This is a genomic window from Rhodococcus sp. 06-1474-1B (assembly GCF_002258885.1).
GTDB lineage: Bacteria > Actinomycetota > Actinomycetes > Mycobacteriales > Mycobacteriaceae > Rhodococcoides > Rhodococcoides fascians.
Map to the genome: position 1 here is coordinate 484,505 of NZ_NOYR01000034.1, position 15,242 is coordinate 499,746.

15 protein-coding genes and 1 pseudogene are annotated in these 15,242 nt (G+C 64.0%); 11 read left to right on the forward strand and 5 right to left on the reverse strand.

Going from position 1 to position 15,242, the window contains the following annotated elements; translation table 11 throughout:
- Position 1: 1 nt before the first annotated feature.
- Both CH266_RS24095 and CH266_RS24100 read right to left on the reverse strand, forming a co-directional pair.
- Positions 2-787, reverse strand: coding sequence for an SDR family NAD(P)-dependent oxidoreductase (locus CH266_RS24095; protein WP_094716312.1), 786 nt, complete (start codon positions 785-787; stop codon positions 2-4).
- Entirely contained in the window at positions 784-1,764 is a 981-nt protein-coding gene (locus CH266_RS24100) for an SDR family oxidoreductase (protein WP_094716313.1), read from the reverse strand. Before CH266_RS24100 ends, CH266_RS24095 begins: the two co-directional genes overlap by 4 nt.
- A gap of 118 nt (positions 1,765-1,882) precedes the next feature.
- Here CH266_RS24100 and CH266_RS24105 point away from each other — a divergent pair, with 118 nt between their 5' ends.
- Entirely contained in the window at positions 1,883-2,512 is a 630-nt protein-coding gene (locus CH266_RS24105; protein ID WP_032392141.1) for a TetR/AcrR family transcriptional regulator, read from the forward strand.
- A 237-nt stretch (positions 2,513-2,749) separates the two neighbouring features.
- Entirely contained in the window at positions 2,750-5,107 is a 2,358-nt protein-coding gene (locus CH266_RS24110) for a transketolase-like TK C-terminal-containing protein (protein WP_094716375.1), read from the forward strand.
- Between the two features lie 12 nt (positions 5,108-5,119).
- Here the strand turns inward: CH266_RS24110 and CH266_RS24115 are convergent, their stop codons facing one another.
- Both CH266_RS24115 and CH266_RS24120 read right to left on the reverse strand, forming a co-directional pair.
- Positions 5,120-5,326 carry a helix-turn-helix domain-containing protein gene (locus CH266_RS24115; RefSeq protein WP_027495448.1) on the reverse strand — a complete coding sequence of 69 codons (207 nt, stop codon included), beginning with the start codon at positions 5,324-5,326 and terminating at the stop codon, positions 5,120-5,122.
- Complete coding sequence (locus CH266_RS24120; RefSeq protein ID WP_094716314.1) at positions 5,326-5,808, reverse strand: DUF2975 domain-containing protein; 483 nt, start codon at positions 5,806-5,808, stop codon at positions 5,326-5,328. Before CH266_RS24120 ends, CH266_RS24115 begins: the two co-directional genes overlap by 1 nt.
- Positions 5,809-5,982: 174 nt before the next feature.
- On the opposite strand from CH266_RS24120, the gene CH266_RS24125 reads away from it, so the two are divergent.
- A complete protein-coding gene (locus tag CH266_RS24125) occupies positions 5,983-6,831 on the forward strand; it encodes a GAF and ANTAR domain-containing protein (RefSeq protein ID WP_141214571.1) in 849 nt (282 codons plus the stop codon).
- A 251-nt stretch (positions 6,832-7,082) separates the two neighbouring features.
- On the opposite strand, the gene CH266_RS24130 is transcribed toward CH266_RS24125, so the two are convergent.
- The gene (locus tag CH266_RS24130; RefSeq protein ID WP_032374898.1) at positions 7,083-7,745 is read right to left on the reverse strand and encodes a TetR/AcrR family transcriptional regulator; all 663 of its coding nucleotides are present in this window, start codon (positions 7,743-7,745) and stop codon (positions 7,083-7,085) included.
- Positions 7,746-7,902: 157 nt separating this feature from the next.
- On the opposite strand from CH266_RS24130, the gene CH266_RS24135 reads away from it, so the two are divergent.
- The 8 genes and pseudogenes from CH266_RS24135 to CH266_RS24170 all read left to right on the forward strand — a co-directional run bounded on the left by CH266_RS24135 (position 7,903) and on the right by CH266_RS24170 (position 15,194).
- Positions 7,903-9,105, forward strand: a complete 1,203-nt coding sequence (locus CH266_RS24135) for a cytochrome P450 (protein WP_094716376.1) — start codon at positions 7,903-7,905, stop codon at positions 9,103-9,105.
- Entirely contained in the window at positions 9,102-9,299 is a 198-nt protein-coding gene (locus tag CH266_RS24140) for a ferredoxin (protein WP_094716315.1), read from the forward strand. The genes CH266_RS24135 and CH266_RS24140 overlap by 4 nt, the downstream gene beginning before the upstream one ends.
- Positions 9,296-10,438, forward strand: coding sequence for an NAD(P)/FAD-dependent oxidoreductase (locus CH266_RS24145; protein ID WP_094716316.1), 1,143 nt, complete (start codon positions 9,296-9,298; stop codon positions 10,436-10,438). Before CH266_RS24140 ends, CH266_RS24145 begins: the two co-directional genes overlap by 4 nt.
- A gap of 8 nt (positions 10,439-10,446) precedes the next feature.
- Positions 10,447-10,839, forward strand: a complete 393-nt coding sequence (locus tag CH266_RS24150; RefSeq protein WP_032367038.1) for a hypothetical protein — start codon at positions 10,447-10,449, stop codon at positions 10,837-10,839.
- Between the two features lie 6 nt (positions 10,840-10,845).
- Positions 10,846-11,604, forward strand: coding sequence for a lysophospholipid acyltransferase family protein (locus CH266_RS24155; RefSeq protein ID WP_094716317.1), 759 nt, complete (start codon positions 10,846-10,848; stop codon positions 11,602-11,604).
- Between the two features lie 34 nt (positions 11,605-11,638).
- Positions 11,639-11,782: pseudogene (locus CH266_RS26140) on the forward strand (TetR/AcrR family transcriptional regulator); the annotation flags it as partial.
- Between the two features lie 509 nt (positions 11,783-12,291).
- Positions 12,292-13,881: a GMC oxidoreductase gene (locus CH266_RS24165; protein WP_094716318.1), complete on the forward strand. Its 1,590-nt coding sequence runs from the start codon at positions 12,292-12,294 to the stop codon at positions 13,879-13,881.
- A 20-nt stretch (positions 13,882-13,901) separates the two neighbouring features.
- Positions 13,902-15,194: a lipase family protein gene (locus CH266_RS24170; RefSeq protein WP_255176005.1), complete on the forward strand. Its 1,293-nt coding sequence runs from the start codon at positions 13,902-13,904 to the stop codon at positions 15,192-15,194.
- The last annotated feature ends 48 nt before the right edge of the window (positions 15,195-15,242 follow it).

The window sequence follows — 15,242 nt, forward strand, 5'->3', positions numbered from 1 at the left end:
TCTAGTGCAGCATTCGTGACAGGGCCGGGAGTAGAACTCGTGCGGGGACGATACCCGCCATCGCCGCCTGCAGAGCATTGCGGCGACCCGAAATAACATGTGGCCGTGACCGTTTGGCGTCGAGTTCCTTCATGGCGGTGGCGACGACGTCGGCCGGTGTCTGGTAGGTACCGGTGGCTGTGGCCGAATCGCCTATGACGTCGAAGAATTCGGTGTGGGTGGGGCCGGGGTTGAGTGCGAACACTCTGACTCCGTGTTGCGCTGCTTCGTACCACAGCGACTGGCTGAAGCTCAGCACGAAGGCTTTGGCGGCCGCATACACGGCAAGAGTCGGGACAGGTTGGAATGCCGTCGTGCTGGCCACATTGACGATGGTGCCTGCTGTGCAGGCGATCATGTCCGGCAGGAACGCCGAGCAGATGTCCACGACCGCGCGTATGTCGACGGCGACGAGCCGCTCGAAATCGTCGGCGTCGCCGTCGACGAACGGTCCCTGGACCGCGAATCCTGCGTTGTTGACGATGAGGTCGATGCGCTCGGGAACGATGGCGCGGAGCCGGCGACCACTGGCCTCCTCCGACAAGTCCCAGGGCACTGTTCGGCAGAGCACACCGTAGTTCGATTCGAGCTCGCCTGCCAGCGCCGTCAGGCGATCTTCCCGTCGGGCGACGAGTATGAGATCGGAGCCGCGGGCGGCGAGCGCTCGAGCGAATTCGGCGCCGATTCCGGAACTCGCCCCGGTGACCAATGAGCGGCCTGGACTGTAGCGAAAAGCCCTGCGGCTCATCGTTCCGTGCGTCCGAGTTCAGCGGCCGAGCGCCGGGCGAACTGTTCGTACGAGGTGGGTGTGCGTCCGAGCAGAGTCGGAAGAACCGTCAGGTCACCTGCGGGTAGGCCATGGCCGTCGTAGTGGGTCATCATCGTGCGGTACGCCTGACGTGCATCTTCCGGCCAGTTCTTCATATCGCGGGGATTCGACGCGGCCTGCGCGCCGCGAACGATATGTCCGAGCGAACGCAGCTTCGTCGATCGCACGGCATGACCGATGACAGTGGGGAGTGTAGGCAGCACGTCGAGCGAGTTGGTCAGCGACGAGGGCGGGATTCGGATGGCGGTCACCGGATGCCCCAGCACGCGTGACCAGATCTCGGCCATCTGGTGTCGGGTGAGTTCGACCGTGGACAGGTCGTAGGTGCGGCCGGTGTGCGGCGACGGGTCGATCAGTACGTTCGCCGCGGCCTCGGCGACGTCGGCGAGATCGACGACACCCATCACACTGTCCGGCGACACCGGGTACGGCATGACGCCCGCCTGCAGGAACTCCCACACTTCCAGGTAGTTCTGCATGTAGTGCGACGGCCTGAGCACCGTGGTGGGGATCCCGCTGTTGCGGAGCAGACCCTCGGCGATGTCCTTCTGGTGATGGTGTGTCAGCTGATGCAGGTCCGGATGGATGACCGAGTGAAACACGATGTGCTGCAATCCACTTGCCGGAGTCGTCGCGATCAGGTGCTCGATGATCGGTCTCTCGTCGATGACCTGGGTCGGTGCCGCGTGATAGAGCACGTCGGCTCCGGCCAGGGCTCTGTCGAGCGTGTCGGGCGACCGCAGATCGCCCACGACGACCTCGGCTGCCCCGTCTCGACGGCTGGTCGCAGCCTGGCTGTCGTTCTTCACGACAGCGCGGACGGGCATCTTCTGCGCGGTCAGTTGCCGGACGAGCAACCGTCCGATCCCGCCTGCGGCACTGGTCACTGTGATCATCGGACCTCCTCGAGGGTGAGCGCGGCAACTCCGGCTCGGTTGCATATATTGCAGATGAGCCGCAAATAACGCAAGAGGTCGACGCAAATGCCGGCTCGATCTGCATTAGTCTCGGACGGTGCCCTCGAACGACGTCGACGATGCAGAGCAGTCGCGGCGTGCCCGCCCACGTCGCGATCGCCGTCAGGCGTTGATCGACGCCGCGATCGAGATGATCTCCGAAGGTGCCAGCGCAGACATCAGTGCGGCGGCGATCTCGCGCAGAGCGGGTGTGGCGCACGGGTTGCTCTTCTACTACTTCACCGACAAGCAGGGCCTGGTGCAGGCTGCGCTGGCCGACGTTCTGGGCAAGTTGTCCGACGCGCAGGGGCCGCAGTCCGAAGAGCGGACCGTCCGAGCGCGGCTGGAAGGATTCGTCCGACGGCACATCGAGTTTCTGCGGGATCACCGAGCGCTCTACTTGCGCGTGGTGCGGGAGGAGGAGTTCGGTGAGGCAGGCGTCGAGAGCGCCCTCCGGCAGGCTCGCGCCGAGGGTGAGCGTCAGGTCGCGGCCCTGGCCGAACTTCCGGATCCGTTGCCGCCGCTGGTCGCTGTTGCGATTTCAGGGTGGACAGGCTTTCTCGATCGAACCGCCGACGCCTTCTTCGAGTCGGCGGATCTCGATCTGGACGAGTCGGTCGCGCTGATCGTCGACGCATTCGAGGCCGTGGTCGATTCTGCGACCCGTCGAGGTGCCGGGTCGCGGTGATCAGGTCGACCAGAAAATGCCACGGCTGATTCCGAAAATTGCGCAGACTGCTCAATACCGAAGACTTCTATTGCGCAGCCCGCCAGGTTCTGGTCGACTGACGCCGGTTGCATCACAGACGCGACTGACTCGGCGCTTCGCAATCCGAACGCTTGCCTCATGGAGTGACGGGACCCATCCGGTCCCGCCACATCCACTCGATGCAATCTTTCGTCGCCTATTTCAGGAGTGCTCGCCATGACCAGCCTCAGCTCGACCACCGGCAATTCGACCGACGGAGACGCGGTCACCGGGGGGCGCGAAACCCTGCACGACATTTCCGAGCGGGTGCTGTGGTTGTCGACATCGATGATCCACCACGCCAACCGAATCCGGCCCAATCCGACGGGTCTCAAGGTGGGCGGTCATCAGGCGTCGTGTGCGTCGATGGTCACCATCATGACTTCGCTGTGGTTCGAGCAGCTCGAAGCGGGCGACAGAGTGTCGGTCAAGCCGCACGCGTCGCCGGTGCTGCACGCCATCAACTACCTTCTCGGTGAGCTGGACGAGAAGTATTTGACGACGCTGCGCTCGTACGGTGGGCTGCAGTCCTACCCGTCGCGCGCCAAGGATCCCGATACCGTCGACTACTCGACGGGATCGGTGGGTATCGGTGCGACGGCACCTATTTGGGGCGCAATGTCGCGCCGCTTCGTCGACTCCGCATTTTCCGCAGACACCCCGAGTGGGTTTCGCGGACGGCAGTATTCGCTCGTCGGAGATGCCGAGCTCGACGAGGGTGCCGTGTGGGAAGCCGTCATCGATCCGGGCATCGGTGAGTTGGGCGAGATCGTCTGGATCGTCGACCTCAACCGGCAGTCCCTCGACCGAGTGGTGCCGAACATCGCGGCGCGTCGCCTCGAGAAGATGTTCGACGCGGCAGGCTGGCAGGTCATCACCGTGCGGTTCGGTCGGCTGCTCGAGAACCTGTTCGCGCGTACCGGGGGCGACGCCTTGCGGCGCCGCATCCTCGACATGCCCAATCCCGAGTATCAGCGGCTGTTGCGGTGCTCGGCGTCCGAATTGCGTGATCGACTGCCCGGCAACGGTTCCGATGCCGCGGCGATCACTGCGCTCATCGGTGACCTCGACGATCTGATTCTCACCGAGTCGATTCGCAATCTCGGCGGCCATGATCTCGACGCGCTGCGCGAGGCCTATGCGCAGATCGACGACACCCGGCCCACGGTCATCATCGCCTACACGGTCAAAGGCTTCGGGCTCCCTACACAAGGGCACCCGCAGAACCATTCCTCCCTGTTGACGATCGAGGAATATGCCTCACTCGCAGAGACTCTCGGCACGGATGCAGACTCGCCCTGGGGCCGCTTCGACGACGCCACAGCTGCCGGGCAGTTGTGCGCCGATGTCGCCGAACGGCTGCGCCGCGAGCCGGTGCCCGTCTCGGCACCGCCTGCAGTTCCCACCGACATCGGCCGTACTCCCAAGGGCACGGCCACGACGCAGGCCGCGCTCGGCCGCACCCTCATCGACCTGACGCGTGAGGCCCCGGATGCGGCTCGACGCGTCGTGACGGTCAGTCCCGACGTCAGCTCCACCACCAATCTCGGCGGTTGGGTCAACAAGGTCGGTGTCTGGTCGTCGTCGGAGCGGCACGACTGGTTCGGTGACGATGCCGAAACCATCATGCACTGGCGTGAGGGTCCCACCGGTCAACACATGGAACTCGGTATCGCAGAGACCAATCTGGTCGGATTGATGGGCGAGCTGGGTGCAACGTGGAGTCGGTGGGGAGAGCCATTGTTCCCCATCGGGGTGATGTACGACCCGTTCGTCGAACGCGCTCTCGAACCGTGGTCGTACGGCATCTACGCGGGCGGTCAGTCGATTCTGGTCGGTACGCCGTCGGGTGTCACGTTGGCTGCGGAAGGTGGTGCGCACCAGTCGATCAAGACTCCATCGATCGGTCTGGAGCAGCCCGGGTGCATCTCGTACGAGCCGGCTTTCGCCATCGACGTCGAGTGGACGTTGCTCGCCAGTATCGCCAAGTTGGGTCGCCCCGACGGCACCTCGGCGTACCTGCGCCTGTCTACCCGGCCGGTCGATCAGACGCTGGCCGACGTGCCCACCGATCCGGCGGCCCGCGAACGCAGGCGCAAACAGGTGGTGGCCGGCGGCTACCCGCTCGTGCGACGAGACGGAGCCACCGTCACGATCGCGGCGATGGGTGCGCTCATGCCCGAAGCTCTCGACGCCGCAGCACGTTTGGAGCGCATCGGCATTCTTGCGGACGTCCTGTGCATCACGAGTCCGGGTCAACTCTATCGAGCCGTCCAGGCTCGACAGGGACACGGAAACGCGGAGTCGTGGATTCTCGATCAGCTGTTGCCGGCCGATCGGGCGACACCGATGGTGACCGTCCTCGACGGCCATCCGCACACGCTGGCGTTCCTTGCGAACGTGAACCGCGTTGCGTCGACGTCGTTGGGCGTCAGCAACTTCGGTCAGGTGGGCTCGCTGGACGAGGTGTACAAGCATCATCACATCGACACCGATTCGATCGTCGGTGCCGCTCTGGATGTCACCGGTCAGTAGTGCCGCGGGTGCTCATTCGTCCACCCATTCCAAGAGGTCTCCGGGTTGGCAGTGCAGCACCCGGCACATGGCGTCGAGGGTGCTCAGGCGCACGGCTTTGGCCCGTCCGTTCTTGAGGACTGCGATGTTGGCGGGCGTCAGCCCCACGCGTTCGGCAAACTCGCCGACGCTCATCTTTTGCTTGGCCAACTGAACATCGATGCGCACCACGATGGCCATCAGATGACCGCGTCCATGTCGCTGCGCAGTTCCGTGGCCTGACTGAGCAGGGTCCTCATGACGACCATCAACATTGCGGCGACGGCGACGACGACGACGAGCAGGAAGAGCAGTAGCGGCAGGCCCGGGTCGTCGGCTCCGAATCCGACGTAGAGAAAGACGCCGACCAGCACCACCCAGGCCGCGGCGATCGACCACGTGATCGTGTCTACCCACACCAACGAAGCGCGGGTGAAGATGGCGTTGCGGTTCACCATCGTCATTAGCTTCCATGTCGCGACCACGACCACCTGAATACACAGCACCCAGAAGATCGACACGATGGTCAGCGGCCATCGCAGGTACGCGGATTCGGGAGATTCCTGGGCCATGTGGGCGAACTGCCCGGGCAACGACATGACTTGCATCAGCACCAGCACCGCGAACAACGCGGCGAGAAACAGGCGAAGCAACAGGACTACCACTCGATATCCACTCAGCATTTAGCGAGTATCGACAGGAATCTATCGAAAGTCAATAGATCAATACGGTGTCCGGATCATTCAGTTCCGATTGGCAGTGGGCGTACGGTTGTAACATTCGGCGAGGGCCAACGCCGTAGGTTGCTCGTTCACGGCGAAGGGTGTGATGGCCGCATCGTATGGGGGCGGGACCACGTGACCGATCGGACATCCGAGGAAACGCCGGACGATTCGGCTGCCGAGAGAGCGGCCGCAGCCGCGTTCGACGAGCAGATCGCGGCGGCACTCCCGAGGCGATCACACGTGCCGGGTGCGACGACGTATTTCGCGGAAGACACCTTCGAGGCGCTCGATGTGTTCCGCGGAATATTGCTCGAGCACAGCCGATTCGAGACTGTGCTGCAGGGCCTGTGCGAGCAGGCCGTCGTGGCAATTCCCGGGGCGGATATGGCGGGAGTGACCCTGCTGCATCATGATTCGGAGAATCCTGCCACCGCTGCATTCTCGGACGCTCGTGTGGTGGACATCGATGCCGATCAGTACCGAGCGGACGAGGGGCCGTGTCTCGAAGCTGCGCGCCACGATCGGTTGGTGTGCGTCCGAGTCGACGAGATCACCACTCGCTGGCCTGCATTCGCAGCCGCAGCAGCAGACATCGGAGTGCAGAGTTACCTGTCGGCACCGCTGGCAGTCGATTCCGAGCATGCAGGCTCGCTCAACATCTACGGCTTCGATGCCGGTGGCTTCAACGATATCGACGAAGTGGTGGTGAAGATGTTCGTCACGTCGGTCGAAGCGGCAGTATGGAATTCCCGGCACACGGCTGAGGCGAAGCAGGAAGTCGTCGGTCTTCGTGCGGCGATGGCGACCAGGGCCACCATCGAGCAGGCCAAGGGCATCCTGATGGCAACGCAATCTATGACTCCTGGGGCCGCGTTCGCCGCGTTGGTTCAGCAATCGCAGCGAGAGAACACGCGAGTTGCCGTGTTGGCGGCTCGGATGGTCGATTCCGTCGGCCGATGGCAGGATGCCGAAGGGCCGTAGTGTCGGGGTCACACGGTCCACCGAGCACCATCAATGGTTCAGCGAAGCCGAACGATCTGCATCTCCGAAGGTCGAGAAGGTCAAGGCCCATGACGGACACTCCGATTTACGACGAACTCCAGCATTTTCTCGACATCGACACCGGCGGGGGGAGTCGGAAGATCGAGCCGGTAGCTCGGGCCGTTCCGGCCCCGGTAGCCGTGCACGGCCCACCCCGACATCAGAGGGGCTGACGGCAAACCCAGGGGGGCTCAGTGCGACGCAGTGGGGACGACGGCCGCGTGGACGTCGCCGCTGTAGGACGCCGGTAGTGGACTGCTGCACAGTGTGCGTGCCTCGTCGGTCGAAATTCCGAGTGCGCGGAGCACTCGCTCGGTGGTGCCGTCGACCGTCGCCGCTTCGTCGCGGTCGGGCTGTGCGAGGAGCAGACGGCCCATGGAAAGCAGTGAACCGGCGACGATCGCGAGGGCGAGATCCGGGTCGTCGACGTCGAATCTCCCCTGCGCTGCGGCCGATTCGATATCGCGACGCGACCGTGGTGCCAGGCCACCGGCCGCGGCGAACGCGGCGGCCTCGGAGTTGAGCAGGACACGGCTCAGTTGCGGTTCGAGGCGGAACAGGCGTCCGGACAGTCTGAACGATTGGGTGAACTTCTCGACCGGATCCTCGAAACCGACGGTGAGCGAATCGAGGTAGTCGCCGACGGACTCGAGAGCGGCGTCGATGGCGGCCTGCCACAGTTCTTCTTTGCTCTCGAAGTAGTTGTAGAACGATCCGTTGCTGACGTCGGCGGCCTGCGTTATTTCGAGCACGGGTGCGTTGGTGTTCCCGTTGGCGAGTAACCCTTGCGCGGCCTGGATCAGCGCGGCTCTGGTGCGTGCCTTGCGGCGCTCGACGCGGTTGCCTTCGGTCACGATCTGCTCCTGCTCTGCGGTGTCGATGCAGCCTATCGCGAATCAATGATGACGAATTCGTCAAAAACCCTTGACGTACGGCCGTGCCGTGAGTGACGATATCGTCAACACCTTGCGAAGGCAGGGGTATCGACTTCCGGCGGCACCGAAGGACCTCATGACGACGAACGCGACGATCCCGCAGTACCGCAACGATCTGTACTCCACCGATGCGATTCTCGATCCGTACCCCCACTACGTTCGGCTACGCGCCCTCGGCCCGGTGGTGTGGCTGCCGCGCCAGCAGGTGTTCGCCGTCTCGCGCTACGCGGACTGCAAGGCGGTGCTGCTCGACGACGAGACCTTCATCTCGGGGGACGGGGTGGCACTCAATTCCGTCGCCAATCGGCTCGGCCGCGGAACGACACTGAACAGTGACGGCGACGAGCATGCAACCAAGCGATCGGTGCTGGCGCATCGACTCACTCCGAAGGCCGTCCGCAAGATGAAAGCGGCGGTGCAGGAGAAGGCCGAGAGCATCGTCGACGCGGCACTGAAGAAACAATTCGTCGACGGCGTGGACGATCTCGCGACAGCGCTGCCGATGTCGATCGTGCCCGATCTCGTCGGGTGGCCGGAGGACGGCCGCGAGGATCTACTCCGCTGGGCCGGTGCGACATTCGATTCCCTCGGCCCCGTGAATCGACACTCGATCACCGCCGTCAAGGGTGCCTCAGAGATGCTTGCCTTCTCGCGGCGCGTGGTGCGAGATCGATCGGTGATTCCGGGAAGCATGGGCGACGACGTTCTGAAGGCCGCCGACGAGAACAAGATCGAGAAGTCGGCCTGTCCTGCCCTGATGATCGACTACCTCGGTCCGTCGCTCGACACCACCATCGGAGCGATTTCCGGTGCTCTCGATCTGTTCGCCCGGCACCCCGAGCAGTGGCAGGCAATCCGGCAGGACCCCGACCTGATTCCCAATGCAATCAACGAGGTCGTCCGTTACGAGTCACCGATCAGAGCGTTCTCGCGCCGAGCGATCCGTGACATCGAGATCGACGGATCGCGAATCCCGAGAGGTGCTCGCGTACTGGTGGTCTACGCGTCGGCGAACCGCGACGAGCGTGAATGGGACAACCCCGACGCGTTCGACATCACCCGTGACGCGGCGCGTCAGCTCGGCTTCGGTTCCGGCGTGCACGGGTGCGCCGGCCAGGGGCTTGCCCGTCTGGAAGCCCAGACCATGCTCCGGGTGCTGGCGCAGCGGGTCGAGAAGTTCGTTCCCGCAGGAACACCCGTACGAGCTGTCAACAACGTCATTCATCGATACGAGACGCTGCCACTGGAATTGGTGGCGGCAGAAGGGACACAGCAATGAGAGTCGACGTCGACTGGGATCGGTGCGAGGGCCACGGCATCTGTGCCGAACAGGCACCCGAGGTGTTCAGCCTCGATGACGAGGGCGAACTGCACTACGCCTTCGATGGCAACGACATTCCCGACGACCTCGCGGTCTCGGCCCGGTCTGCGGTCGGCGTGTGTCCGGTGGCGGCACTGCGAGAACAGGCGTGAGCTCTCTCGAGAGCAGGATCGTCGTCGTCGGAGACTCCATAGCCGCGTGCACCGCTGTCCGCGAACTGAGGGCCCGCGGACACGAAGGTCCACTGACGATGATCGGGGCCGATGCCGACGGTTGCTACGCGCGGCCGCCGTTGTCCAAGCACGTGCTCAAAGGCGAAGCAGCCGAGGCGGAAACGTGGGATCTGTCGGGCCTCGAGATCGAGGCAATCGGTGATCGGGCCGTATCGGTGAATGCCGAGGCCCACACAGTCACGACCGCCGCCGGTACCGATGTTCCGTACGATCGGTTGATCGTCGCCACCGGAGCGGCTGCACGTCGCATTGCGGCTCCCGGGCAAAGGGGCGAGACGGTGCTGCGGACCTTCGACGATGTTCGGGCACTACGTCCGAAACTCGATGCGGCGCAGACGGCGATCGTCGTCGGTGCCGGATTCCTCGGCATGGAGGTCGCCAGTGCGTGCGTCTCGCGCGGAATCGCAGTCACTGTCGTGGACGTCGACCCTCCGTTGAAACGCCTACTGGGTACTTACCTGTCCGACGCGATTTCCGCCCGGGCCGAGGCAGCGTCGGTCGAGTTTCTCCGCGCGGACAGCCTGGTTACGTTGACGGGCAACCCCGTTACCGGGATCGAGCTCGCGGGCCGCACCCTCGACGCCGATGTGGTGGTCACCTGCGCCGGTGATGTGCCCGAGACCGAGTGGTTGAACGGTACCGGTATCGCCGATGATCGCGGTGTTGCGATCGACGATCGTTGCACCACTACGCTTCCCGAAGTGTTCGCCGCAGGCGACGTCGCGTATTCACGTGCTGGTTCCGGTCGAGCCCCGTTCTGGTCCAATGCCGTCGCGCAGGGCAAGGTCGCAGCGGCCTCCGCACTCGGCCTCGAACCCACGTGTGCGCCCACCGACGACTACTTCTGGACCGAGATTCTGGGACTGTCCATCAAGGTCGTCGGTCCTCTTCCGCTACTGGGTAATCCGACCGTGCTAGAGGGTTCCGTCGACGACGGATCGGCGCTGCTGCAGTGGAACCACGAGGACGGCCGCACGACCATCGTTGCCTACGGCATGAAGAAGGCTGTCGGCCTGCTCCGACGGCTTGCTCGCGAATCCGCTGTTCCCACTACGTAAGGAATTTCATGGCTATCGGCTCTGCGTCCGGTCTGGTTCGTCGTCTTCCCGAGGCGGTCGGGCTCGCCCGGGCAGCGATCGGCATCGCCCACATGGTTGCGCCCACTCGCGCCAACGAACTCCTCGCCGGGCCCGACGCGGCGGTGGCGACGACGCGAGCTGCGGCTCGCACCTTCGGAATTCGTGAAATATACATCGGCGGCGGCCTGTATGCGGCAACTCGGTACGCGCCGAAGGCCGTGCGCACTCTGCTGCGAGCAGGTGTGGCCGTCGACGTCTGGGACACCGCGGCGTTCGCGCTCACCGCTCACCTGCCGCAACGAACGAGAACGGCCGGCTGTGCAATCGCCGGAGGTTTCGTGATCGCCGGCGCGCTGGCAGACCTGCAACTGGACCGGTAGTCGGCGGTGGACAACATCGCTCGAGTCGTTCGCGCGGCGAGCATCAGTGCTGTTCGCCTCTACAACCGATTGGAAGTGACCGTAGCGCAACCGGTTCCGGATACCCCGGTGCTGTTCGTCGCCAACCACGGGTTCGGCGGAGTCATCGATCTCAATGTGTTCGCATTCGCGGCCGCATACGACGAGCTCGGTATCGACCGCGAGTTGATCACGCTGACCCACCAGATCGCGTGGACTCTGCATGCAGAGAAACTGATCGAACCGTTCGGTGCCAGGCCCGCCGGGCGACAAACGGCCCTGGACGCTTTTGCGGAGGGCAGCAGTGTCCTGGTCTTCCCGGGCGGTGACGTCGATGCTTTGAAGTCGTGGCGGCATCGCAACGACATAATGTTCTCGGGTCGGACCGGGTTCGCCCGTTTGGCAATCGAGGCGGGGGTGCCGGTCGTCCCCGTCGTCACAGCAGGAGCGGGGGAGTCCCTGCTGGTACTCAGCAGTGGTAAGCGGTTGGCGAAGGTGCTGAGGTTGGACAAGGTGCTGCGGCTCAAAACGTTTCCGTTGTCGGTGTCCATTCCGTGGGGCGTCAATCTCGGTCTGGTTGGGCTTCTTCCGTACCTGCCGCTTCCCACCAAACTCGAGACCTCGGTGCTCGCGCCCATGCACGCCGACGCCGACGAGACGGCGGAGGAGTTCGCGGGGCGGGTGCACGGGGCGATGCAGGCCGAGCTCGAAAAATTGACGAAGAATCGGCGGCCTCTCATCGGATGACTCGCCGAGCCGGGATTGCCGTCATACTCGAACCATGCGTTCGAAGCAGAAGATTCTCGACGCCACCCTCGGGCTCATTGCCGAGGGTGGGTTCGAGGATGTCACCATTGCGGCGGCTGCGCGGGCGGCAGGCGTGACGCGCCAGACGGTGTATTCGATCTTCAGCACGCGCGAGGACATGATCTCGGAGGCGATGGTCGGTCTTGTCGTCGACGTGATCGGTGGCATCCGGGCAAAGGCCGATCAGGCCGAGACGCCGTCCGAGTTCGTCGTAGAGACTATTGTGGCTGCACGCAACCTCATTCGACGAGAACCGGTGCTCAATTCTCTGATGCGTTCAGGCAACGCCAACCCGTTGTTCGATCCGGACATGATGGATCGAGCCGAACCGGTGGTGCGTCAGTTCCTCGACGGTTACATCGAACGCAATCCCGGATTCGATGCGACGCGGTTCGACGGTATCGATTCGGTGCTTGTGCGTAACGGGCTGTCCGTCATCTTGTTCGACGACGCGCAGATCCACGACGACGACGGTTTGCGGTCATACCTGCGGCGCTGGCTGATTCCGCTCCTGTTCTGACGGACCCCCAAAAACTTGACACCATAAGCCACATCTGTCTAGTTTTGCTTCGCACGTGCACGTGACACAGGTCTCGATGCGCGCTGCTGCACACCATTGGGGGGTACGTGTCGAATTTGAATCGCCGGTCGTTTCTCGGCGCGACTGCGGTTGCGGGATTGGCCGCACTATCGGGCGCGGGAGTGGCGCGAGCAGCGGGCGGGCGACGCGTCCAGATCCCGCTGACCCGCGAGGACCATCGTGTGGCGATCATCGGATCGGGGTTCGGCGGTGGCGTCGCCGCATTGCGCCTGGCCGAAGCCGGGGTGCCGGTTCTGGTGCTCGAGCGCGGAAGACGTTGGAACACAGGCCCGAACGCAGACACGTTTCCCGATGCCACGTCACCGGACAAGCGGATGCTGTGGCACGGTTCGAGTCCCAACCTGTTCGGTAGGCCTTTTCCGTTCGATCCGTACGTCGGCCTCCTCGAGGCGGTGCCCGGAGACAACATGACTGCGCTGTGCGCGGCCGGTGTCGGAGGCGGATCCCTGATCTACCAGGGAATGACACTGCAGCCATCGCAGCCGGTGTTCGAGGAGCACTTTCCGGCCGGTCTGGATTGGCCGACTCTGAATCGGGTGCACTACCCACGCGTGGCGCGGATGTTGCAGCTCCAGCAGGCTCCCGACGAGTTGATCGGTACGCCCAATTATCAAGCGGCGCGGGTGTTTGCGGCCAATGCTCGTCGAGCGGGTCTGCCGGTGTCCAAGATCCCGATGCCGATCGACTGGAACTTCGCCCTCGACGAGACACGCGGGGTGATGGCACCGTCGTACACCGATGGGTCCGGTGCATTCGGAGTCAACAACGGCGGCAAGCACTCCGTGGACGTCACCTACATCGCGGCCGCCGAGGCGACGGGGCTGGCCACGGTTGCGACACATCACCACGTCACCAGTGTCGAGCGGCGTGCCGACGGCCGTTGGACGGTGTATGTCGATCGAATCGACTCCGACGGAACGGTATTGGAGAACAAGGTACTCACTGCCGGCGCATTGATCATGGCGGCGGGCAGCCTGAACACCACGAAGCTGCTCGTGCGTGCCGGTGCCACCGGAGCGATCTCGGACTTGCCGGACCAGCTCGGACAGGGTTGGGGCACCAATGCCGATCGCATCTACGTGTGGTCGAGCATCGAGCATACTTTCGGTGCGCCCCAGGGCGGTCCGGTGGTGTTCGGCAGTCTGAACTGGGACGACCCGAACACTGCGCACACCGTCATCCAGGCCTCGATACCGCCGTTGTCGTTCGATGCCCACAGCACGATGCTCGTCGGGTACGGAGTCAGCAGCGGCCGCGGCCATTTCGGCTACGACTCCTCCATGGACCAGGTGCGACTACATTGGCCGGCCAACGGCGACAGCCTGATTCAGGACGGTTCGATCGATCCGACGGTGCGTCGTATCGCCGGATCGGGCAGTGTTCTCACCGATACCAATGCACTGTTCCCGTCCACCTGGCATCCGTTGGGTGGGGCCAACATGGGCGCAGTATGTGATCTTGACGGTCGTGTCCACGGCCAGCGAGGACTGTATGTCCTCGACGGGGCACTCATGCCCGGCACCACCGCAGCGTGCAACCCATCCATGACCATCGCCGCACTGGCCGAACGTGCGCTGGACAACATCGTTGCCGACGACATCGGCACCGTTATCTGACCCCCACCAGAAAGAGACCGATGCATCTGTACCGCAACATGATCGGCGTCGCAGTCACCGCCGTGCTCGCGTCTTCCCTGACCGTGCTTGGAGGCTCGGCAGCGAATGCCGACCCCGTCGACGACTTCTACGTCCCTCCGGCTCAGGTCGTCGACGACCCGGGGGCCGTGTTGCGGACGCAGCCGATGTCACTGTTCGCGGCTCTGCCCGGTGCGGACGGTGCCTACCCCGTTCAAGCGCAGCGGGTGCTGTACACGTCACGGACGCAGGACGATACGCCGGTGGGCGTGTCGGGCACGTTCATCGAGACCGAGGTGCCCTGGCGTGGTGCAGGCCCGCGGCCGACCATCGTCGTCGCGCCCGGCACGGTGGGTCAAGCCGATCAGTGCGCTCCTTCTCGTGCGTTTCCGACGACTGTCAACGCTGTGACACGACCATTGTCGATCTCGTTCAATCAGGAGTTGTTGTCTTCCACTCTGTGGGGATCGATGGGTGCCAACGTGTTCGTGACCGACTACATCGGGTTGGGAACGCCCGGTGTGCACACCTATGTCAATCGTGTCGAGCAGGCTCATGCGGTGCTCGACGGTGCTCGTGCCGCGAACGAGCTTCTCGGTGATACCGATGCACCCGTTGGTATCTGGGGGTACTCCCAGGGCGGTGGGGCGGCAGCCGCGGCGGCCGAACTCGCCTCGGAGTACGCACCAGGTCTGAATGTGAAGGGTACGTGGGCCGGAGCTCCCACAGCGGACTTGCTCGAGGTGTTGAAGACCGTCGACGGGACGCTGATCGGAGGGGTGATCGGCTATGCCCTCAACGGGTTCGTAGAGCGGGATCCGAGCTTGCTGCCGCTCGTCGAAGAGCGACTCACCGATCACGGCAAGGCAGTGCTGAACGATCTGTCGACGCAGTGCATCGGCGACACCATTCTGAAGTACCCGTTCCTGCGAACCGAATCGTTGACCGCGGACGGCAAGTCGATGCTCGAGAACTTGGGCACCATTCCGCAGGCGGGTCGCATCCTCGGGGCTCAGCGGATAGGTCGCAGTACTCCGAACGCACCGGTGATGATCACCAGCGGACTCAACGACGACACCGTGCCGTACGGTCAGGCCCGGCAGTTGGCTCAGGATTGGTGTGGGCGAGGTGCCACGGTCGAGTTCCGAACCAACCCGTTGCCGCCGATCCTGCAGGGTGCGGTGTTGCCCAACCACTTCGGGCCACAGCTGATCGACGGGTACGGCGGCGCCGCTGCAGCGTTCCTGATGGATCGGTTCGCCGACGTCCCCATGGCACCATGCTCCATGGGTTGATCGGCGGCCGCAGGCGCTGGCGGCCGGTGCGAGAATTTGTACTGCGAA

What these genes read in the sequence shown, in the direction of transcription:
- CH266_RS24150 (WP_032367038.1), top strand. Translation starts at nt 10,447, where the DNA reads ATGGCTATCGGCTCTGCGTCCGGTCTGGTTCGTCGTCTTCCCGAGGCG.
- CH266_RS24110 (WP_094716375.1), top strand. Translation starts at nt 2,750, where the DNA reads ATGACCAGCCTCAGCTCGACCACCGGCAATTCGACCGACGGAGACGCG.
- CH266_RS24170 (WP_255176005.1), top strand. Translation starts at nt 13,902, where the DNA reads ATGCATCTGTACCGCAACATGATCGGCGTCGCAGTCACCGCCGTGCTC.
- CH266_RS24100 (WP_094716313.1), bottom strand. Translation starts at nt 1,764, where the DNA reads ATGATCACAGTGACCAGTGCCGCAGGCGGGATCGGACGGTTGCTCGTC.
- CH266_RS24120 (WP_094716314.1), bottom strand. Translation starts at nt 5,808, where the DNA reads ATGCTGAGTGGATATCGAGTGGTAGTCCTGTTGCTTCGCCTGTTTCTC.
- CH266_RS24115 (WP_027495448.1), bottom strand. Translation starts at nt 5,326, where the DNA reads ATGGCCATCGTGGTGCGCATCGATGTTCAGTTGGCCAAGCAAAAGATG.
- CH266_RS24135 (WP_094716376.1), top strand. Translation starts at nt 7,903, where the DNA reads ATGACGACGAACGCGACGATCCCGCAGTACCGCAACGATCTGTACTCC.
- CH266_RS24140 (WP_094716315.1), top strand. Translation starts at nt 9,102, where the DNA reads ATGAGAGTCGACGTCGACTGGGATCGGTGCGAGGGCCACGGCATCTGT.
- CH266_RS24095 (WP_094716312.1), bottom strand. Translation starts at nt 787, where the DNA reads ATGAGCCGCAGGGCTTTTCGCTACAGTCCAGGCCGCTCATTGGTCACC.